We start from the raw sequence: 21,316 nt of genomic DNA on the forward strand, positions 1-21,316 counted from the left end.
CCGAACGGAAAACCCCACGGAGGTAAGAGACAATGCGGAAGTTTTTAGTTGTCGGTTGCGGCGGCTCTGGAGCCAAAACCCAGGCCTACATGATGGACCAACTAAAAGCGCTCATGCGCAACATCGAACCCGAACGCACCGAACTGCCAAAATGCTGGCAATTCGTCACCATTGATGTGCCTCTTACCCCCGAAAACGGCCCCAGCAAACTCCCCAACGTCCCCCAGGCCGGGGGCCGCTACATCGGCATCGGATCCGCGCAACGCTACTCCACCTTCGACATTGGGGTTTCCAGCGAACTCGTCAACAATGGGGGCCTGAAAGAAATCGCCACCTGGGCCCCCGCCAACCCCGGCTCCATCGCCACCCCGGTCTCCGACGGCGCCGGCCAATACCGGGCCCTTGGGCGCATGCTCACCATCCCCGCCGTCAAAAAAATCCAGGAAGGACTCAAACTCTCCCTCGACGTCCTCAACAACGCCGAAACCATCAAAGAACTCAACGAACTTAACTACAAAATCACCGGCAAACGCGCCGACGCCAACCTGCAATCCCCCGTCATACTCATCATCTCCTCTATGGCCGGCGGCGCGGGTGCCTCCATGTTCCTCGACGTTTGTCGCATCCTCTCCACCCTCCCCAACTCCAAACCCCAACACACCGGCGTCTTCATGTTCACCCCCGAGGTGTTCTCCGAAATACCCAAAGAAATGATGATGGGCGCCTGGCCTAACTCGCTCGCCATGTTCGGCGAAGCCGTCGCCGCCCAATCCGGGGCCGCCGTCGAATCCGATACCGCACTGTTCTCCGCCCTCGGCATCAACGGCGCCAACGAACCCTTTACCTTCGCACGCATGTTCCCCATAGGCAACCGCATGGGTGACCAAGGCGCAGTCTTTGGTGACGGCAGCTCCAACGGGGTTTACCGCGGGCTGGGCCGCGCCCTCAGTGCCCTCATGTACTCCGAACAAGCATGTGAAAGCTTCGTCGCCTACTCCCTCGGCAACACCGGATCCCCCGACGCTAACCGCAACTATCTTGGTTGGGCCGAACCCAACGGCCTTCCCTGGGACGGCATGCCCTGGGGCACCATGGGTTTTGCTCAACTCTCTATGGGCCGCGACAAATACGCCGAATACGCCGCCCAACGCCTCGCCCGCTCAGCCTTCGACCGGCTCCTCCGCGGCCACCTCGACCCCGTCAACCCCGCCACCGCCGAAGAACAACTCAAAGCCCGACTCGAAGAACGACTCCCCAACGTCTTCACCTCCCTTAAATTCCTCCCCCAAATGCGGACGACCCAACCCACCGGCCACATGATCGGCCAATGGCTCCGCAGTATCTTCGGCCAAGAACTCGCCACCGCCGCCGACACCTGCGTCGCTACCCTTCGCAACAGCCTCCCCCAATACGTCGAAGGCCAACGCGGCCAAGAATGGGCTGCCGCCGTCTACGATCGGCTCGCCCACCCGGCCCTCGCCGCCACTATCACCACCGACCTCAACAATGCCGCCTACACGGCCATCTACGCCTACGCTGACGAACTCATGAACAACCTCATCAGCGTCTGCGAGGTAGAACTGGCAACCATGGGCGTCCCCTTCGTCGAAGCTGTCCTCAACGAAATCACCGACCTCATCCAACAACGCATCCTCCCCGCCCTCAACAACATCAGCCATAAAACCACCAACTACAATCCCCTCGCCAAACCCGGCCAAGTCGACGTCATACTCCAACCCATCAACGGTCGGGGCCGCGCTTACAACCTTGACGAAACCATGGGCGAAATCGCTTACGCCTACCGTGGCCAATTCGAAACCGGGTTCCTGTCCGCCCTCTCCCGCAACCTCATGCCCGTCCTCGACGACTTCCGCGTCTCCGGGCTCAGCCGGCTCGTCCGCGAAATCAACGACGCCCACGCCGACCTCATCGAAGCCGACCGGCGCAAAGATATCAACACTAACCTCGCCGACGTCTCCACCGACGACCCCGTGGCCTGGCCCACCGACCTCGACGAACGCATCAGTGACCGCTTCCACGGCTCCTACAACGAAATACTCATCACCGAAGTCGACTCCTTTCCCCAAGACTACGACTCTCACCTGGTCGAAACCGTTCGAGTCTCCGAACCCACCGTCTTCGACGTCACCCAAGCCTCCCGGCTTGCCGCCCGCTCTGTCATCCTCGGCGATTGGGAAACCACCGATGCCCTCAAAGCACCCAAAAACACCCTCGCCCCCCAACTCCGGCCCGAAGTCAAAGGCAACCGCGCCGGGTGGGTGTGTAAACACCTGCAAAACCCGCCTCTCGGGTCGGGCCTGCCCACCCGGGAATCCAGCCCGGCCGTGTTCCGGGCGCTCATCCGGCCCAAAAACCTCCTGGGCCGGGCCCGCATTTGGATCAACCGGCCCGGCTACCACTTCCAACGCTTCATCGGCATGGACCTGCGCTCCTACATGACCCAAGACCAGTCCGTGAACGATGTAGAATACCACGAGCGCATCAACCGGCTACGGGCCGCATTCGAAGTGGCATTAAGCCAGGCCCGGCCGCTGGCCGCCGTAAACGCCGCCATGGTGAACCTGGTGCACGGCACCGACGTGACCTACCGGTACAGCTTCTCCGAAATCCCCTTCCGGGACCTCAGCGCCGCCGCGGAACTGGGTTCCGTGCTTGACGGGGTGCAGGCGTTGGACAACCACACCAAGGACGTGTTCGAAAAATCCCTGTCGGACACGAAGAAAGTGCAGCACATCGACATTTTTGGTTCCTACCCGAACTATTCGCCGATCGTGTTCAGCTCGCTGCTGCCCCGCATCTCGGACGATTGGGCGTCCCGCATGGACCGGGTCAACGCCTGGAAACTGCGCCGGGCCCGCCCGCTCACCGGCGCCCTGCCGCTGTCAAACGACGAACGCAAGGCCATGGTGGCCGGCTGGATCCTGGGGCTGGCGGTCGGCCGCGTCCTGGTGTACAACCAGGGGGAGAAAGACGCCCGCGCCTACGTGTTTGATGCGAAGCACAACGAATGGTTGAAATTCCCCCACCCGCTACTCACCGAGCCGGGCAATATGCGGAACCCGGTGGACTGGATGCCGGCGGTCATTGAATCGGTGCTCTTGGCCTACGCGGATTCGCATAATAAGAACGGCCACGGCGGGCTGGCCGGGTCGCTCATTCCCTACCGGGTGCTGCGCGGCATTTACGACGACTCCAACTACCAGCCCACCAACAAGGATTCGGGTATCCAACACCCGGCGGTCAAGGTCATGGCGGAGTTTATGCGCACCGGCGTGTTCCCCGCCCGACAAAACGAAATAGTGGGCGAATCGATTGAAGAACGTGCACAATTGATTCGGGCGGCGTTGAATAAAACCAGTGCGGTGGCCAACCAATTCATCCCCAGCACCACGTTCGGGTTCCCGGGCGCGGCGGCGGCCAATAAACCCTGGGCGTTGCCGCCGGATCGGGAGTATGCGGCGAAAATGCCGTTCTATCGAGACTTCGCCCAGGATGTGGTGGAAATGTCGGCCCAATTGCATTCGCTTATCGACGAAGCCCAACGGGTGGCAGAGCAGCCGCAACAAACCCAACCGGTGTTTGATCCCAATCAGCATACTTCGGCGGCGCAGCCAAGCACGAACGCGCCGAAAGAATTCGACTTTGGTGGTGGCATACTATGACATACAACGGAAATGCCAATGTGATAATCCTGGGCCACGGGAGCGTGTTCGAAGAAATTCGATCGCACGTGGCCGACCTGGTGGCCATGAACCAGGTGCGTCGATCGTTTTGGATCGACACCGCCACCGGCCTGTCCGACGCGGCAGTGCGGGTGCTCGAATACCGTGATGGTGGCAGCCAGGCGTTTATCAACCTGGACCAGGCGTTACGGGAAATCACCGGCGTGAAATTGGTGATTGCCCTCGACACCCTGGACGACATATCGGATCGCCAATTCGACGCCCTCGACACGTGGACGTACGCAATTGAAACCCGGGTGTCTGGTCGGGTGTCCAAAGTACGGCTCTTGGTGCCCCGCCTGCCCCTGCCCACCACCCCGGTGGACTGGGATCGGTGGAGCGCCTGGTCCACCATAGCGATCGCCCCGGAGGATTCCGACAGCCCCCACTCATCCGCCAGCCCCATCAACCACGCCGACGACCCATTCACCGTGGCCAAGGTGGTGGCCCCCACCATTGTGAGTCTTGCCGGCCTGTGGAGCAGTTCGACCAGCGTACCCCTGTTGGAGGCCTCCGGGCAGGAAATTTCCTCCGGCCAAAGCGGCTCGTTCCGGCTGGCCCGCGCCTACCACCGCAGCGTGGACGCATCTGAAGTGGAAGAGGAATTACTCAAACGCGTCGTTGACATTAGCGAACAACTGCCGCTCACTAACCTGGCTGACGGCCGGCAGGCCGTGTACATTAACGATGCTGGCCCCGTGAACGAATACGCGGAACGCCTGCTGCACCAACACCACAGCAGTCTATTGAGCGCAATGATGCCGGAGAATAATCAGGGCACTATCCGGCAGGAGGGGTTTGCCGCGGTGCGGTCCTTCCTCAAGGAATTCTTCCTTGCCGTGGTGGGCACCCCCACCATGTGGAAGCAGGCCCTGACCAACACCGTGTCCGAGCGGGTGGCCAAGAACATTCAAAACGGCCTCTACGGGGAGAAATCCGTGGTAGAGGTGGTGATCGGTAACTCCTCCGGCAAGTCTGTGTCCCTGGATAACCTGCAAAACAGTTCGCTCATGATCCAGGAGCGCACCCGCCAACAAGGGTTTGTGGTGGAGCCGCCCCCCAGCCTATCGGTGCTGTGGGAAGGGTACACCAGTGCGGCACTCACCCTGGTGGATGGGGCGGATCGACTGCAAGACGACCTGGCCGGCCCCCGCGACCACAACGGCAACCCGGCAATTGTGCGCAAGGGAAATGATTCCGTGCCGGACGTGACGGAATCCTTCGACGGCTACCATCCGGTGCTGGCCGACATTTCCGGCATGTCCCCGGAGGATTCCCGGGTACTGCCCTTTGATGTGTATGGTGCGCAACGGTTTAAGAGCGAGTTGGATTACGCCCTGTCGCAAACCGCGGATGCCTCCGTGACCCGGGTTAATAATGAGTTTGCGGCCTGGCGGGAGAAAATGTCCACGAGTTTCGCCTGGCGCACTGGGGAAAAACTCCTCGGACTCCTGGATCAGGCCCGGACCAATGCCCGGAACTCCTGGTATCGGCTGGGCGAATTGCAGCACTATCTGAAGGAACTCACCAGCCGGGACTATGATGCCGAAAACCGGAAGCTGGCCAAAACCCTTCGGTATCTCACTTTTACCTGGGTGGTGTTGTTCTTCATCGAGATTTACTGCACCGGCCGTTACTACCAGCCGGATTGGCGGTTCTTCCTGCCCAGTTGGGAAGGCATCGACTGGCGGTGGGCCTTGTTCCTGGTGTTCATCACCACGGTTGTCATCATGGGTATCCAAATGCAGATTTTCATGCGCGCCAGACGCGGCATCATTGATGAGATCGAACGCAAGAAACTGTTGGAAAGCAACCTCACCATTGCGAGCGATAATTATCTCAATGCGAATAATGACGTGGTGCGGATCGCCTCGGCCTACTATCAGTTCTTGTCGTGGAGTACCCTGCTGGGGCGGGTAATATCCCAACCGTTCGGCAAACCCCACAAGGAGGCGTCGGCCCCACCCATCCCCACCGATGGCATGCCCCGCTCCACCCAGTTGGGGCGCGCCGTTGTGGATGATAACGCCATGGTGTCCCTGGTGAATGATGTGCGGTCGAAAATGTTCCAAACCAGTTGGGCAGGCACCGCGCTCACTGCCTTTGTCGATGATGTGTTTACCATCATTAAGCAGAAGGAGGGCATTAACCCGTCCCGCATCAAGGAACTGTATGGGCAGCCGGGGTTCCGCAGCAATTCCACCCTGGACCGGTTGTGCACGTGGGCCATTGGGCCGGAAATGGCGGCCCGGGACCGGATCCACGAAAATTGGGAAACCGCCATTTCCGACCAGTCGGTCATCGCCCACATCAACCAGGCCCTCAACACCGTCGAATACTACGAAAATAATGAGCTGAAGCGGGTTCCGCGGGAACAATTCCTGTTCGCCTTGCAACAGGCGGACGTGTCCCAGTCGCGGTTCTCGAACGCATCGGTATCCCCGGTGGGGGTGAACCGGGGGGCTACAAATGTGGAGCCGGCGTTCTCCCACACGGACGCCAAAGATCCCTCCAGCGCCAACCTCACCCGGTTTGTCACCGTCTCCCAATTCGGTCCGGCGGTACCATTGGGGTACCTGGTGGGCACCGGGAAGGCCCGCACCAGTGGGCCGGTGGAATTCCACGTCCCCGACTCGGCAGACACCCAGACCAACCCGTTTGGCCTGGGGGGAGCTGGTGCACCCAGTTTCAATTTTGATGACTCGGACGGGACGATTTAAGCAAGAGGGTAGATTTATAGTGGCTCAGTACAACACAATTTCCGCGATTCCGTTTCCCGACCTGTTAAAGGTGTCCAGCCTGGTCAACCCCACCCGGGCGAATATTACCGAGGTTCTCCAAGGCTACCCCGATGAGGTCGTCGATAAGCTTGTGGCATTATTAAACGGGCATGCGGACCAGGACGAGTCCGATGAGCTTGTCGACGTCGAACCGGTGGAGCCGCCCGTGGATCACCAACCCGATCACGACACCCAGGAAACCGTGGTGTTTGATCGACCCGACACCATTATCCACAATGCGCAACAGTCCGCCGCCGTGTTCCAGTCGGAGCCTGCCGGCGCCTACCGCAGTGGGACAAAACAGTCGCTGTTCCAGGACTTCGAGGAAACATCCGACCACGACGCGCCAGCACCCCAGGAGGCGGAACCCGCCGACGTGCCCATGAACCCCATACCCTCCGACACCACCCTGGACCAGGACGTGAGTCGGAAAACCACGTCCACGGATGCGCCACACGGCGACCCCGAGCCCGCCGGCGATACCAACCAACCACCGGTGACGCAGGCACCCGACACGCAGCAGACCCCGCCCGCCGCTACTCCGGCCCCGCCGGCCACGCCGCCAGCCCCACCTGCGGCGACCACCGCGTCAACAAGCACCAGCAGAGGTGGTTTTTCGCTCGCCGCCATGCTCAAGGCCGCCAAAGACGCCGAAATAGAGCGGCAGCGCCGGGTCGACCCCAACGATTTTGAAGACATTGATCGTAGCTATTTCGCCGACTACGACTGGAGCACGCAGGAAGTCACCCGCGACACCGTCCACATCATTCCCGAAAACCTGTACAACACCGATGACGGCGCCGACACGCCCCCCACCATGCTCATTTATTGGGATCCTGTCGACGTCCCCGACGACCAGATTGTGCTCTACCTGTTGGTTGGGGATGATTTCGAACAGGAACCCAGCCCCGAAAACGGTCACGAACTTGTGGTAACTCGGGGGACTGCCTTCCGGGAAACCATCAACGAGGATGCCGGCATGCGCCATTACATGGTGTGGGCATATATCGCACCGGAAGCGAATCCAAAGCAGCTGTTGAAGGTTCAGCCCGTGTTCGTCGGTGAAAACGCCATTGCCCTGCCGCCCTCGGATTTGAAGGTGGTGGAATCTGACGGCGTGGTCACCGGCACATGGACGCCGAAACGGGGTCACGCCAACGTCATGGTGTACGTGCGGCAATCTTCGGACCGGCGGCCATTGGACTCACCCGAAAACCGGTTGCGAGACAAGGTGGATGCCCGTGGCTTCAGCTACACCGTGCCTGTTCGCGGCGTCACCTATGATTTCCAACTGTTTCCCGAAATCGTTTTCCGGGGCAACACCATGCGGGGCGTGGGCGGCGAGGTGCGCCAACTGACCATTAGCGCCAACATTCAGCAGATCGAACTGCTCGAAGCCAGCCTCATGGTGCGGGAGGAAGGCACCCGCGGGTCCGGCAATGACACCATCCTGCTCAGCTATATTCATCCCCCCACCGGTGAGGTCAAAATCTACCTCACCAAAACGGAACCCGCCCCCGACCTGATTGGCCAGGAGGTGGACAGCAGCTACCTCGACGACGACGATGCCCTGGGCAACACCGAATGGAGTAAATCCTACGAGGGTGACCCCGGCGAGGAAATGATTAAGGAACTCTCGTGGCCGGCCGGCTGGTCGCAGGTGTATTGCGTGCCCGTCAACGTGGTAGGGGAAAAATCCATGGTGGGCGAGCCCAAGCAGATTCGCCGCGTGGAATCCATTAAAGACTTCGACCTGATCCAACGGGTAGACAGCCAACTCATCACATTCGACTGGCCCAGTGGGGCACAAATGGTGGAGGTACGGCAGGAACAAAAACCCATGCTGGAACTCACCGAGGACGACTACCGGCGGCAGGGCGGCATTCGCCTGCACCTCAACCCGCTGCACGACAAGGTGACCCTGCTGCCCAAAGCCATTCACGAGGGCCGCTACACGAAGGCAGATCATGCCACCAGCAAAGACTACCCCGGCCTGAAACTGTACGCCTACAAGATTGAGGTGCCGCAGGAGCCGGGGGAGGGTGTGCTGCCGAAACTGTGGATTTGGCGTGAGGATTTAGAAGACCGAAACCAGGCCCCCCGATTCTCCCTGGTGTACCGGTCAGATCGTCTGCCACTCTATAACGAGGACGGGGAGGAAGTCATCCGGTGCGCCCTGTCCAACGATCAGCGGGGCGCTCCCGGGGAGCCCGCGCCGTTTTTGAACCCGGATACGTTGGCCCACGGGTTTGACAAGGCAAAATCGTGGGGCGAGTATTGGTTGATTGATTTGCCTTCCGAGGGGCCGAACGCGAAAACCAGTGGGTTTATCCGGCTATTTATCCAGCCGGATTCGGATGATGCGGCAACGGAAAAAGGTGCGTCGCGGGTACTCATTGATGATGAGGCCATTGACTCGTTGAATCTGGATGATGGTAAGTGGTCTGCTTATTTCTACCAGCGAGGTTATTAAAGAGTTAGTGAAGTTAAGGGATGAGTGATAATGGCAGGGGCATTTAGTTTTGCATCGTTTTCTCGTACCGCGGGACGAAATGGTGGTTGGGGCATTGGTGAGCTCAAGGGGGATATCACGCTCGACCAGGCCCATCGGTTACGGGAGTTGATTCCGTCGTCGATTAATGATGGTGTCGACCCGGGGAATTATCCGTCGAAGGAGGTGGTTGCCCAGCTGACCCGGCGGTTTGCGTGGCTGCCCAATGGGGATGCTGGTCCCGGGTTTTCGTTTTATGCGTCGGCGCAGGCGGGGAAGGATTCCACGAACCGCCCCGGCAACGTCTTTACCTTCGTACAGGTGTGCGATGATGATTCGATGGGGGTGTATCAGCCCACGGAGTTTTTATACTCCGAGGAGATTCCCATTCCGTTTGGCAAAAACCAGGTGGATCGCGCCGAGATTCCCGAAAGGTTAATGCTGCCTGGCCCGATCACGCCGGAGGTTTTAGACCATTTCCTTGATGGATGGTCGGGTAGGAGCCCGCTGCCGCTGTATTTTCAGGCGGTGACGCCGGCAGATCGTCGCAGGCTCGCCCAAGCTATTGCCGCAGCTACCGCCATAAAACAGGTGGTGTTGGCCTGTCCGCTGGCGGAGTCTGCCCTGTGGGTGGCGGCGGTGGCGCGCAGCACGGCGTATTCCCGCGACTTTAGCTTTTCGACGTTCGAAACAGCGGACCGTATCGAATACATTCTCCGGGCCGGGTGCAAACTCAGCATCGTGGATGTGGCCCACGCCCACCACGTGGCCCCCAAAGTGGCGGCTATGGATGCCTTGTTTATTAGGTCGGATGACCCGGACTGGGCGGAGCTAGAAAGCTACGAATCGAACGAAAATTCGGATTTATTATCCATGGAGATTCCCAGCCTGGACGCCGGCCCCATGGGTGGTGCTGCCGCCGATCTGGCGGCAGGCGGCGGGCTGCTGCCTGGTGCGGAGCTGTCCACGGTGGATTTGACGAAGCTGCCGGAATTATCGACCCTGTCGGAGCAGTCGGTGCTGGATTACCGGTTGCAGCCAGCATTGGGGGGTGCGACCACGGATTCGTTGCAGCAAAACTTCAACACCCAAACCATGCCCCTCAACAGTAGGGTGATGGGGTTAGAAGAGTTCGAACGGCAGATTATTGAATCCCCGGAAATCTACTCCTACCTGCGTATCCTCAATGAGTTGGACGATAATCTAACGTCGTGGGCGGCAAAACTGGTACGGGTGCACGAGCTGCTCACCCTGGATCCGAACGACGCCACCGGGCTGCATGTGCGCTCGGCGTTTTTGGCGTTGGTGCTGTTGGAGGGGGTGCCGCAGTATTGGTCCGGGGTGCACAGTTTCGTGCATCTTACCGCGGAGGAAAAAACCACCCTGGTGACCACGGCAAAGAATTATGTGGTGCAGCTTCTCATGACGTATCAACTGTCCCGCGATAATTGGGAGCAGCGCATATCCGAAACCAACACGTATTACGATAATCTGGATTTGGTTGGGTTATTGGAGGCGGTGAAAACCCAGGTGCTTGCCGAGTTGAAAACCGAATCAGTCCACCATCATCCCCCGCAATACTAGTTTTAAAGGATCATCGTCATGGCGCCTAACACCATTATCTTGGGCAATAATGAGTCCCACACCATTGCGCTTGGCAGCTTCATTCGCCTCAAGGCCTGGATCATGCCCGATGATCTCAGCGGCATTAAGCTGGAGGTCAGTGGGGATGTGAGTTATAACCGGTCCAATGATGCCCAACTGTATGTGACCGACTGCCGGGGTCGGGTGGAGATCATTGTGAAGCCGGCGTCGGGTGGGGAATTCCCGCCAGACCATTCCGTGATTCTCATGGTGGACCAACCAACCGCGGGGGAGCATATTTGCCTGGAGTTTGAGGAAGCCCGGGTGGATGGGGCCGCGGAACGGGTTCTGGGGGAGATTACCCCGGTGGATGAGGATTTTGTGCTGGTCAAACGTTACCAGTCCGGTGATGGCGGTAACTTGCCCCGGGAGGCAATGACCGTGGTGTCGGCGTTGCGGGCCCAAGGGGTGTCGCACACCAGCACGAAAAGTTTGCAGGTGGTTTTTGATGCCACCGCATCAATGAATGCGTCGGTGGCGCCGGATGACCTGGAGATCGTGAATAATGTGATCCGGGGGATCGCCTACCACCTGGATATTGATGTGGCCGGCGACCTGCAGTCGCAATTGGGGTTGTACCAGGCGGAAGCTCCCTCCCGGGTGGGGTCCCCGACAATGGCGATCAACCCGCAGGTGTCGGTGGCGGTGGTGACTAATTCGCCTAGGCCCTACATGTCGACGTTTCCGGTCCCTACCTTGGTGTTTGTGGTGGGCAACCAGGCCACCCCGGAGGCCTGGGTGTACCAGAAATCCTATGGGGAGAGTCAACCGTTGCACATCATTGTGATTGATGATGCGCAAAAAGAGGCACTACAATCAGGCAATCATGCGGCCTTTCACCATTATGCGACCGTGGTGCAGGCTGCGCTTAATGCGTCGACAAGCGTCGGCGATAACCAGCCCGCTAACCCGTTCGGAGGTAACTAATGTTTGCCAGGTGTCCAGAAACCTATAAGCCTTTAGAGCCAGGTCAAACCACCACCTATAATGGCAACCCATTATTACCGGGTTGGGAGGACTCCGTCACGCATTGCGTGGTCATGGCGGGGGCGCGCGCATCCGGGAAGAGCCTGTATTTGGCGGTGCTCATTAAACAGTTAGAGCTCATGGCATTGCAGCGGTTCACGCGCGTGACCATTAAGGCCGCCGACGAATCTACCCGCCAACGTTATAAGGAGAACTATGAGCGCCCCCTGTATGAGGAAATGAAACACATGGCGCCCACCCCCACCAGTGCCAATGTGGACGCCTACCAGCGGGACCCATTCATTTTTAAGCTCGGCAAATGGCCGGACGCCAATAATGATCTGCGGGAGCACTATTTAGTGATCCGCGACGTGGCGGGCGAAGATTTGGAAAACCCCAACCTGGACCCCAATTCCATGGAGTTTTTTCGCTACGCCGACCTAGTAATTTTCTTGTTCGACCCCACCCGGGTACGCAGCATTGCCCCCTACCTGGAGGGCATGTATGCTCGGCAAAGCCAAACCGGTGGGGAGCCAGAGCGAGTGCTGGATAATATAGCTCGATTGATTGGCGACGAGCGGCCTAAACTCGCGGTGACGATTGCTAAGTTCGACATTTTGCAGTCGCTGGCGAAAAAGAGCGTGCAGGATAATAAGTGGAAAAGCATCATGGCCAATGAGGGGGCGGCGTTTAGCCGCGACACCGGCTGGAGCTACCAGTACCACAACCAGTGGATTCTGCACCTGGAAATCCAGTCCCTGCTGCGGAAATTTGAGGCCCACGAGCTGCTCAATACGATCGAGGAATTATACGCTAACGAGCCCAGCAAATACTCCTATTTCGCGGTGTCCGCGCTGGGTGAAGCCCCGAAAGGCCAGGACTTAGACCGCAAGGGCATCGCCCCCTACCGGGTGTTGGACCCGGTGCGGTGGCATTTGGGCCGGTTTGGGGTGCTCATGGGTAAGGAAGACACATATCAATGAGTCAACAACATCCGTTTGACGACCCCTTCGCCGCCGACCCCGGGCCGGCCACATACGTGCCTTCTGCGGGGCATGATTATTCCCGCTCGGTGGTCAGCCATACCGGCCGCAGTTTCCGCCCTGGGTTTCGCGCCACCTCGGGGTTGAACGCGCCACTGTTATTGTGGGCAGCCAGCGCCTGCTACATGCTGGAATTATGCTATATCCTGTGGCTGGTGTACCGGGTTTACGAGGAATCCCACAGAATTAATTCCATTGCGGGCGCCCTATTATTCCTCCTCATCGCCGGGGTGACGACACTGGTGGTGGGCATGATGAAAGCCCAACTGTGGGGCAGGTGGGGGCTGGTCGCGGTCACCATAGTGGGGATTCTCGTCGTGGTGGTTCCCGACCTGTGGCCGATCACCCTGTTGGGCATCGGCGGGGCGATTCTCGCGTGGCTGCCGAGCAATAAATACTGGTTCGGCTACCGGTAGCTCATGCTTGACGACGCACCAAGGCAGCTGGTCATGAGCTCATGAGAAGGTGTTACTGTGGCACGACGATATAGTCAGATTGATCCGTGGTTCATTCAGCGTGGGTATAAGCGTGTAGGTACCCGCATGTGCTATTACCGGTTGAAGCAGGGTGATTTATTGTTCGAATTGTCTATCACTGCTTCGCCGTCAAAATATGATCATACGAAATGGAGTACACATATCACATATTATGCGTCGTTGCCGAAGTTTGGGAAGCTGCACGTCGAATTACAGAAGAACAGTAGCTTTTCACCTCCACCGACAGGGCCTAACAGTAGTTTTAAGGGATTGTTTGCGACGTCTAGGAATTATGTACCAGGTCAGCGTGGATTTCCGTGGGTGAGGCGTTTTCTTCATCTAGAGAACGAGACGATTGGCCCAACGTGGTGTAGTTTGTTGCGGCAGTTTGATCGTGATTTGCCGATAGCGTGGGCGGATTTAAGTGTTGCCGATGATCTTTACGAGCAGATGTTCCAGAGTAAATATTGGGCTTGGTACGATTTACTCCATGGGCAGTTATTTACATTGCTGCACCAGCAGCGGTGGGATGATGCCCTAGAACACGTCCATTCCTGGACCGAGAAGGACATCAACCCTCAAGGATTCGAAGCAGAACCTGGCAAGTGGACCGCCCAAGAAGAATTGGATAACGCCATTCGGTTGGTAACGGAATACGTCGATAAGCACAGGAAATAGGGGAGGGGAGTGACGCCCGCACCTTGGGGCGTCGACAAGCTCACAATTTATGCTGGGCGCGCAGCTTCAACGCATCATTGAAATAGCCGATCGAATCATATAAATCCGCCGCCTCATTCAAAAGAGTGATGCGCGATCGTTCCTGGCCCGCCTCCTGGCACAACCCCGCCAACTCGATACGCGACAGGATATAATTCACCTGCGACTTCGTATCCAACTGATTAAACGGGAACTCCTTAGGGATCGACAGCAATAGGTCCGCGGCCTGCACCTTATTCTTAAACCACGAACTCAACTGGGAAAAACTACGAGTTGACCACAAAGCCTGGGCAATCACCTCGGTGTAGCCCTGCTTGAGCAGCTCGCGGGAATACCGGTAGGCGTCCTCCGCCGCCGCCAGCGCCGCCACATTATCCCTACTCAATTGTGCCCAACGTATCTTCTTATTGGCGGCATCCAGCGACGTGGTGTAATCCTCCATCCGAGCCGCATACGTCCGCAACAGGTCGAACCTACGCAACGCATCCAACTTATCGCGCCGGGGATCAAACTCCAGGGTTGCGAACTGCTGCAACGCAAAATACGCGGTCCGGTCACTCAAGAGCTCATATATGCCCACCGGCGCCGTGGACAATAGTGCATACCAACCCGCCAGGGCCGCATCATAATCCGAATACTGCTCCTTATTATCAGAGCGGAACAGGCGCTTATTCATACCCGAATCAATATCCCCAAGAAACCGGATACTGGCGGGCCGATTCAACCGCAATTCATTTTGCGCAACCTTAATGATAAGGGGGATGAGCTCCGACACATCTGTTGCACTCATGCCATCGAAATCCTGGATGAAATCGGATGCTGTCACTCCCAATGGGGTTAACGCGAGCCGATTATTCACCAATGCGTCACCAAAATACTTGGCAATATTGACCCCGGTGGTAGCAGTCCGTGATGGCGCCGCCTGCTGTGGTTGCTGCGATGGCGGGGCGGTGTGCTGCTCTGTGGTAGTCGACCCCTTGAGTGGGGTGGCGTCAGGCTCGGCGGCAGCGGCAGTGCGGGTGTCATCGGAATCAGTAGCGTATTCCATTATGTCTTCCGCTAAGCCCCCCTCCCAATCTCGTTGATCGGCGGCCTTCTTGCCCTCCAGGAGCGTCACCAACGCCTCAATATCGACCGGCCAGGTGTCCGTGCGTTCCTGCAACCTATACACGTGTTCGATAATGGCATCGGCCTCCCGGTAATCCCCGGCATCAATCAGGCTGCGAATATGGTGGGCAAAACCCAACAATATTTCCGTTAACGTGTTCGAATACACGCCGTGGGTGATGCGCACCGACCCCATCCAATACAACACCTCTTCGGGGGTGGCCTTCACCGGGAGATATTTGTCCTGCAATATTTGGTTGAGCATGAGCCCATCTTTGCTGCGGCTCTCTAATATCTCGGCCAGATAGTTGAAATGCTCGGGAAAGTATTCCAGCACGTCGGCCGGCAATTGGTGCGGGTCGATAAAAATAAGTGGGGCGAAAGCCAACACCGATTCGGGGTAGGGGCGTTTGAGACACCGATAAAAGTTATTCACCATCAATTCAATATCAGTGTCACCCGTAATGATCGGTGGTGGTTCTACAATCCCTCGCATGGAACATAATTTTAAAAGAAAATCGGGCCCAAAGCCTATCTTGACCCCACAAAGGCCCCACTAGTGTGTCACCGGGTCACGCTACCATCTCCGTGCTGCCACTATGCCACCCACCGGTGTGACGCGGCCCGTCCATCATGTCCATGCCACCCCGCATTCTAGGGGAGGCACAATGTCATGGGTTGCGGGGGATAATCATGAGTGGGTCGCCCGCATTAATATGCCCTGGCAGCGACACCTTGGGTGCCGGCTTAAACGACCGGGATGCCCGATAATTAGTGATGACCACTGGCGAAGAAATGTCTCCACCACCAGCATTATTAATGGCATCCAGGTCGAATTCACACAGCAGATCCCCCGCGGTGACCTGCTCACCCACGCCCACCGCAACCCGGAAATGCTTACTGCTCAACTTCCACGTTTTAATACCAATATGGATGAGGATCGTGACCTCCGGTCCGGCCTCCGCACCCCCAGCACCGTTAGGGTTGAGCGCCTTGATCGTGTACGCATACCCAAACGAATTAATGGCCACCACCGTGCCGGTCACGGGTGCGTACAGGCGGCCCTCGTTCGGCTCCACCGCGTAGCCTTTGCCCACCAGGCCGCGGGCGAAATTATTATCCGACACGTGCGATAGGGGCACCAGTCTGCCACTGAACGGAGAATACACCACCAGGCCCTCCGCGGAGGGTGTTGGTGGGGGCGTCTCTGCGGTTGGTGCGTCGTCCGGGTGTTGGGCGTGATTGTCGAACTCGGCGAAATGCTGCTGCAACACATTCACCTTCGCCACCTCGATGCCATAGGCGTCCTGCACCGCCACAAGATGGTGAAACAGCTGCCGTGCGTGCGCCAACTCCCCACAGCCGGCCAGCCCCATCACCTGGTGCTGATACCCCAAAAGCACCCCGGGTATGTCCGATCGGTACATGGCATGAGTGACGCGAATAACCCCCACCCAGTACAACAATTGCATGGCGGTGAGGTTAAACGGGAACCCATTTTTCAGTCGGGTCTCTAAAAACTTTGAGGCCTTCGAACGGTTGGTGAGCAGCTGGGTGAGCTCCGAATACTTCCCCGGGGCATCCTGAAAAAACTTTGCGGGTAGGTCGCGGGGGTCGATAAAGAGCAGGACGCAAAAATGCGTCAAACTTGGCGACTGCTCATAGTCCGCCAACGCTTGAGCAACCTTCCGGGGGTTAGTTGCGCTCGATGCAACGTGATTGAGAACGAAGATTTCACGCATGGATCCAATACTACTTGTCGTCCTTAGTAGAAGCCGTGATTGACCTAGAAGTTATGTTAACCGATTACGTGGTTATCATGATAAGCGGGTCGCCGGCATTAATCTGTTTCGTCGAACTAAAACTAGGGATGGGTCGGATAGTGCCGTTGCCCGCATAATTCTTAATCACCACCGGCGAACTACTGTTATGGTCATCGTTGCTGTTCATGGCCTCCATGTCGAACTCGCAGAGGGTTTGTTTGGCGGCCACCTGCGCCCCGTCGCGCACCGCCACCTGAAAATAATCGTTACTCAGATCCCACGGGTGGGCACTAATATGGATGAGCACCTCAACATCCGCCCCCAGCGGGTCCACGGTTTTCAGCCGATATGCCCCACCATGCGACGTAATCGCGGTAATCGTCCCCGCCGCCGGTGACTGTAGCGTGCCCTCACTGGGGTAGATCGCATAGCCCTTGCCCGCATATTTCTCCGCAAACGACTCCGAAACCTGCGATAACGGCACCAGCTGCCCGGTAAATGGTGAGTAAATAATGACCGCGTTCGACGCTCGATGCGCCTGCTTATCGACGGTTTCCGCATGGCGAATATAGTGGTCTAATTCCTCTAGCTTCACCACCTCGGCGCCGTATTCTTCCTGCGCCGCGGATAGTTGCTGAAATAGCTCCCGGGCTGCATCACGTTTTCCCCGGCCCACCAGGCCCAGGATCTGTAGTTGATAGCCGGCCAGCACCCACGGTATGTTCGTCTGGTAAATCCCATGGCATACTCTAAGCACCCCAGTCCAATACTGGAGTTGCCACGTGGATAAGGTAAACGGGAAACCCTGGGAGGCGTGATCCTGCAGAAACGTCGCCGTCTGCTCCGAATCCACCAAGAGCTGGGTGAGCTCGGTAAACCGCCCCGGCACGTCGTCAAGCACCGTGGCCGGCAGGTCCGCCGGGGGAATGAACAGCAATGTGCAAAAATTGGTAAGATTCGGTGTGCTTTGATACTCTGCTACTGCTCGTTCCACCATTTCTGGGTCACTATTCCGCGACATGATGTGGCCCAACACAAAGCTTTCATTCATGGGGGATAATACTACTAGTTTTTAGCATCACCGGTTATGCCAACCGGTGCGCTCCGCATACTCCGCCACACACTGCCGATACGGTTTAAACAACCGCTCACCTTGCGTGGCAAGGCTCTTGGCGAGCCGTTCAATCTTCTGATTAGTCTTCTTATCCGTCCACCCCAAAGTCGCGGCGATCTTCTTGACCGGGGGCACTTCCTTGGTGTTGTGCTGAAACTTGGCCAGGATCTTCAGTAGCTGCTCCTGCTCCTCATTAAACCGCTGCGGCAGCACCGTCAAATCCCCAGACACTGCCCGCATTTTCGACGGCCTATTCATCACATGCACCGGAATCAAAACCATCACCGTGTAGCTTCGGGTCTGCGTGGAAAACGTGATTCGGCTTTCACCCGGTGGCAGCGATGTTACCGACTTTGGCCCCATGGTGGTGACCGCATGGGAATGTTGCAGGTTTGGGGTGATAGTAAGCGGAAGATAGCTGCTTTTATTTCCAATCATCCAGGTTGAACCGTTATGCCAGACCACAAACATGACCCGGTGCAGATTCACATCATCGGCCCCAATCCGCACATTACCCTCGCGGCCCACATGTGCTTCCTGGTTTGTACGAAACACCTGCCTGTGGTTACGGGCAACGCTGATAATAAGCTCATCCTGGTGTGATGCGGGCATGGTTTATTTCCTCCTATGTGCATATTGGTAGCTGCTCCAATGTTCGCTTGGCGTTCCGCGCCTGCACCGAAATCGCAAACTCGGACAAATCTTCCTTCGGAAGCAATAACGCCTCATCACCACTGTCGGATAACAGCACCTCAGCATTGCACTTTACGCCGTTCAGCACCCATCGGTTCTCGTTATGGGAAAAATTCGCCATGGCATCCCGATCTTCCTGGGAATTATATCGGTACACCCACACCCGCTGCCGGTAGTTTGCGCAATCCAGCCCCAAACGCTGACTATTCGCCACCGCTTGGCATTTCATGCCATCCCACCCAGTATCATCCGGGCCGGCTGGTAATAACTCGGGAAACACCTTGGCGACCTGCGCCTGCTCCTCCGGCCACGTCGTCGAACTGCGGGACGTTTGCCGGCCAGCATCGGTGGGGTGATGCAATATCATCGTTCCCGCCACCAGCGCCACTGCTATGACGGCTGTCGCCGTGCCCCAAACCCCCACCCGCATCCGATACCGCCGTGGATCCGCGGACTGCAAGGCTCTAATAAAATCCGTTGCCTTCCGGTACCGCCGTGCCGGGATCGTATCCAACGCTCGCGCAAACACCCGCTGAAGCGGCCGCCCCATCAGCCGTAACCCCGGGGGCATGGTCGACCGTATGTTCGGAATCATCCGGTTTGTTGTTTGCCACCCCGTGGTGCTCATCGTATTCCGCACCTTATCCAACGACAGCATCTCATACGCAATCAGCGCCAACGCATAATTATCCCCGGACTCGCTCGGCGTCGAGGTCGGCTGATAAAACTCCGGCGGCACATAATTCGGCGTTCCCAACTGCAAACTCAAATCAGAATAGCTTGTCGTATCCGTCGACAAACTAATCCCGAAATCCGTCAATAAGCTTTTCGACGGGGAATCGCTATCCGCCGGAACTAAAATATTCGCCGGTTTAATATCCCGGTGAATAATCCGAGGATTCGCCTCAAAATGCAAATAATCCAACGCCTCCGCAATAGGCTGCAATAACTCCACCGTCTCCTCGACGGTAAACGGCCTATTCTGCTGTTGCCGTTGGGCAATAAGATGCGCCAGATCCGTGCCCTCTACATAATCCATGACGTAATACAACTGTCCATTGGGTAAGGAACGCCCAGAATGAACTTGTACGATCGCCTGATGCCGCAGTTTCGCTAGATTTTGCATTTCCTTTTTGAACCGGGCGGCCAAATTTAACCCCGAAAGATGGGAGGGCAAGGCCTTAATTGCCACAATTTTTTCCAGGTTGGCGTCCTTTGCCTTATAAACAACCCCCATGCCACCTGCGCCAATGGTCTCTAAAACCTCAAAGTCCTGTTTCACCAGGTGTGCAAAATTGTCTTCTTGCACCATGTTCTCCGATCTTTAACAGCTAAGAGCCGTGGGGAACGTTCCCCAAAAACATACCCTGCTCAAATCTCAAAGTTTATACTAATGTTTGAATCATTACTGCACCTTATCACCTACTTTTGGAAAGAAATATCATGACCTCTTGGCACCCCAACCGCGGCGATGATTCCCCCACGACCACATCGGCAATCTTGGGCGTCGATAAGCAAGACATGATAATGCCTAAACAACGTCGGAATTGGGGGCTTATCATCGCTATCATTGTCAGCGGTGTCCTCCTCGGCGGAATCGGTGCGGCTGGCGTATCCATCTATCAGCACGTCACCAACACCACAACCGCGCTCGGCGGCGTGGCCACAACCACCCCCGCGACCGCCACCAGCGCCGGAAATAATGTCCCCTACGCCGCCCGCAGCGGTCGCAGCGGCAACCCCACCGTCACCGTTACGGCAACCGCAACCCCGGAACCCCAGGCAGAAGCCCGGACCGCCACCCAACTCAGCGGTGCCACCATTCCCTGTGACGGCCGCGGCGTCCTCATTATCCACTCCATCGTCGACACCGGCCAAGATATCGCCGCGGAAGCCAGAAGCGTGCTCACCGCCAACCCCGGCGCTCAACTGCTCCAACCCGGCGCCTGCTCCTCATTGCGGGCATCCCTCGACGGTAATGACGTATACGGCATTGTTATTGACTACGGTTTTGACACCGATAGGTTGTGCCGTGCCGCCGCCAGCATCGGCGGAAACCCCCGCACCATGAATAACAGCGGCGACTTCACGTCCCCCTGCTGATGAAACGAGACACACCATGAGTAACTATTATCAATCACCCAATAATTCCCAACCATTCGGGCCCGCACCCCAACCCCAACAACAACCAGTGATTATGGTTGCCGCAAATAGGAATAGGGCTCTCGGCATCATCATGGTGGTGCTGATGGTTCTGCTCGTGGCGGTCCTGGGACTCATCGGATGGCTGTATTTCAACCGCACCTACCAGGGGCACGCCCCAGTACTGCTCAAAAACCAGGATGAGATTGAAACCACCGCCCCGGTCAATAATGCGGCACCCGCACCCCAAGCGGCAGCACCCGCCGCGCCGGTGACCGTCACTGTGCCTGCCCCCGCCGGAAACAGTGGTGCATCAAATAGTTCCAACTCTGGAAGCAGCAGCTATGATGCGTTAACCATTCCTGCCACCCGATGCAGCAACTACGCTTACGCCGGCACAAACGGAAGCGATTTCGTATCCGTATGCAATGACGGGGGCTACACCTACAAGGCATACGTGAACGACGGCTACCTGGAGCGGCCAGCCAGCGCTGGTGGCTCGGGACGGTTCGTGGTAGACGCCAGCCCCCACACCATTACCGTCTCTGGGGCGGCCGTGTTTGTCCAAGACTCTAGCGGCAATACGGTTCTTACCGTCCCCATGACCAATTGGCGTGGCTAAGACAAAACTACATAT

At 57.5% G+C, this 21,316-nt stretch carries 15 protein-coding genes; 10 read left to right on the forward strand and 5 right to left on the reverse strand.

The window, feature by feature from the left end; genetic code table 11:
* Positions 1-32: 32 nt before the first annotated feature.
* The 8 genes from HBA49_RS00910 to HBA49_RS12850 all read left to right on the forward strand — a co-directional run bounded on the left by HBA49_RS00910 (position 33) and on the right by HBA49_RS12850 (position 13,821).
* A complete protein-coding gene (locus HBA49_RS00910) occupies positions 33-3,683 on the forward strand; it encodes a tubulin-like doman-containing protein (protein WP_005522816.1) in 3,651 nt (1,216 codons plus the stop codon).
* On the forward strand, positions 3,680-6,463 hold the full coding sequence (locus tag HBA49_RS00915) for a hypothetical protein (protein ID WP_005522817.1): 2,784 nt from the start codon (positions 3,680-3,682) through the stop codon (positions 6,461-6,463). The genes HBA49_RS00910 and HBA49_RS00915 overlap by 4 nt, the downstream gene beginning before the upstream one ends.
* 19 nt (positions 6,464-6,482) lie before the next feature.
* A complete protein-coding gene (locus HBA49_RS00920; RefSeq protein ID WP_005525423.1) occupies positions 6,483-8,996 on the forward strand; it encodes a SaeA-related protein in 2,514 nt (837 codons plus the stop codon).
* 30 nt (positions 8,997-9,026) lie between these two features.
* Positions 9,027-10,598: a GAP1-N2 domain-containing protein gene (locus HBA49_RS00925; RefSeq protein WP_005524888.1), complete on the forward strand. Its 1,572-nt coding sequence runs from the start codon at positions 9,027-9,029 to the stop codon at positions 10,596-10,598.
* An 18-nt stretch (positions 10,599-10,616) separates the two neighbouring features.
* Entirely contained in the window at positions 10,617-11,585 is a 969-nt protein-coding gene (locus HBA49_RS00930) for a hypothetical protein (RefSeq protein WP_005525056.1), read from the forward strand.
* Positions 11,585-12,607 carry a hypothetical protein gene (locus tag HBA49_RS00935; RefSeq protein ID WP_005524804.1) on the forward strand — a complete coding sequence of 341 codons (1,023 nt, stop codon included), beginning with the start codon at positions 11,585-11,587 and terminating at the stop codon, positions 12,605-12,607. The genes HBA49_RS00930 and HBA49_RS00935 overlap by 1 nt, the downstream gene beginning before the upstream one ends.
* On the forward strand, positions 12,604-13,083 hold the full coding sequence (locus HBA49_RS00940) for a hypothetical protein (protein ID WP_005522826.1): 480 nt from the start codon (positions 12,604-12,606) through the stop codon (positions 13,081-13,083). Before HBA49_RS00935 ends, HBA49_RS00940 begins: the two co-directional genes overlap by 4 nt.
* Positions 13,084-13,464: 381 nt before the next feature.
* Entirely contained in the window at positions 13,465-13,821 is a 357-nt protein-coding gene (locus tag HBA49_RS12850; RefSeq protein ID WP_225866104.1) for a hypothetical protein, read from the forward strand.
* Between the two features lie 40 nt (positions 13,822-13,861).
* Here HBA49_RS12850 and HBA49_RS00950 read toward each other — a convergent pair whose 3' ends face one another.
* The 5 genes from HBA49_RS00950 to HBA49_RS00970 all read right to left on the reverse strand — a co-directional run bounded on the left by HBA49_RS00950 (position 13,862) and on the right by HBA49_RS00970 (position 19,849).
* Positions 13,862-15,463 carry a hypothetical protein gene (locus tag HBA49_RS00950; protein WP_005525089.1) on the reverse strand — a complete coding sequence of 534 codons (1,602 nt, stop codon included), beginning with the start codon at positions 15,461-15,463 and terminating at the stop codon, positions 13,862-13,864.
* A gap of 175 nt (positions 15,464-15,638) precedes the next feature.
* Positions 15,639-16,709: a PTS sugar transporter subunit IIA gene (locus tag HBA49_RS00955; RefSeq protein ID WP_040431689.1), complete on the reverse strand. Its 1,071-nt coding sequence runs from the start codon at positions 16,707-16,709 to the stop codon at positions 15,639-15,641.
* 64 nt (positions 16,710-16,773) lie between these two features.
* Positions 16,774-17,781: a PTS sugar transporter subunit IIA gene (locus HBA49_RS00960; RefSeq protein WP_005525369.1), complete on the reverse strand. Its 1,008-nt coding sequence runs from the start codon at positions 17,779-17,781 to the stop codon at positions 16,774-16,776.
* A 27-nt stretch (positions 17,782-17,808) separates the two neighbouring features.
* A complete protein-coding gene (locus HBA49_RS00965) occupies positions 17,809-18,456 on the reverse strand; it encodes a hypothetical protein (protein ID WP_005525367.1) in 648 nt (215 codons plus the stop codon).
* A gap of 13 nt (positions 18,457-18,469) precedes the next feature.
* A complete protein-coding gene (locus tag HBA49_RS00970) occupies positions 18,470-19,849 on the reverse strand; it encodes a serine/threonine-protein kinase (protein WP_005524815.1) in 1,380 nt (459 codons plus the stop codon).
* 131 nt (positions 19,850-19,980) lie between these two features.
* On the opposite strand from HBA49_RS00970, the gene HBA49_RS00975 reads away from it, so the two are divergent.
* On the forward strand, positions 19,981-20,640 hold the full coding sequence (locus HBA49_RS00975) for a hypothetical protein (protein WP_005524910.1): 660 nt from the start codon (positions 19,981-19,983) through the stop codon (positions 20,638-20,640).
* A 16-nt stretch (positions 20,641-20,656) separates the two neighbouring features.
* Complete coding sequence (locus HBA49_RS00980) at positions 20,657-21,301, forward strand: hypothetical protein (RefSeq protein WP_005525124.1); 645 nt, start codon at positions 20,657-20,659, stop codon at positions 21,299-21,301.
* Positions 21,302-21,316 lie beyond the last annotated feature (15 nt).

It is taken from the genome of Corynebacterium matruchotii (assembly GCF_011612265.2).
Classification (GTDB): domain Bacteria; phylum Actinomycetota; class Actinomycetes; order Mycobacteriales; family Mycobacteriaceae; genus Corynebacterium; species Corynebacterium matruchotii.

Excerpts from the sequence above, each read along its gene's own strand:
- HBA49_RS00910 (WP_005522816.1), top strand. The coding sequence starts at position 33 with ATGCGGAAGTTTTTAGTTGTCGGTTGCGGCGGCTCTGGAGCCAAAACC.
- HBA49_RS00915 (WP_005522817.1), top strand. The coding sequence starts at position 3,680 with ATGACATACAACGGAAATGCCAATGTGATAATCCTGGGCCACGGGAGC.
- HBA49_RS00925 (WP_005524888.1), top strand. The coding sequence starts at position 9,027 with ATGGCAGGGGCATTTAGTTTTGCATCGTTTTCTCGTACCGCGGGACGA.
- HBA49_RS00930 (WP_005525056.1), top strand. The coding sequence starts at position 10,617 with ATGGCGCCTAACACCATTATCTTGGGCAATAATGAGTCCCACACCATT.
- HBA49_RS00935 (WP_005524804.1), top strand. The coding sequence starts at position 11,585 with ATGTTTGCCAGGTGTCCAGAAACCTATAAGCCTTTAGAGCCAGGTCAA.
- HBA49_RS00940 (WP_005522826.1), top strand. The coding sequence starts at position 12,604 with ATGAGTCAACAACATCCGTTTGACGACCCCTTCGCCGCCGACCCCGGG.
- HBA49_RS00950 (WP_005525089.1), bottom strand. The coding sequence starts at position 15,463 with ATGCGAGGGATTGTAGAACCACCACCGATCATTACGGGTGACACTGAT.
- HBA49_RS00955 (WP_040431689.1), bottom strand. The coding sequence starts at position 16,709 with ATGCGTGAAATCTTCGTTCTCAATCACGTTGCATCGAGCGCAACTAAC.
- HBA49_RS00960 (WP_005525369.1), bottom strand. The coding sequence starts at position 17,781 with ATGAATGAAAGCTTTGTGTTGGGCCACATCATGTCGCGGAATAGTGAC.
- HBA49_RS00965 (WP_005525367.1), bottom strand. The coding sequence starts at position 18,456 with ATGCCCGCATCACACCAGGATGAGCTTATTATCAGCGTTGCCCGTAAC.
- HBA49_RS00970 (WP_005524815.1), bottom strand. The coding sequence starts at position 19,849 with ATGGTGCAAGAAGACAATTTTGCACACCTGGTGAAACAGGACTTTGAG.
- HBA49_RS00975 (WP_005524910.1), top strand. The coding sequence starts at position 19,981 with ATGACCTCTTGGCACCCCAACCGCGGCGATGATTCCCCCACGACCACA.
- HBA49_RS00980 (WP_005525124.1), top strand. The coding sequence starts at position 20,657 with ATGAGTAACTATTATCAATCACCCAATAATTCCCAACCATTCGGGCCC.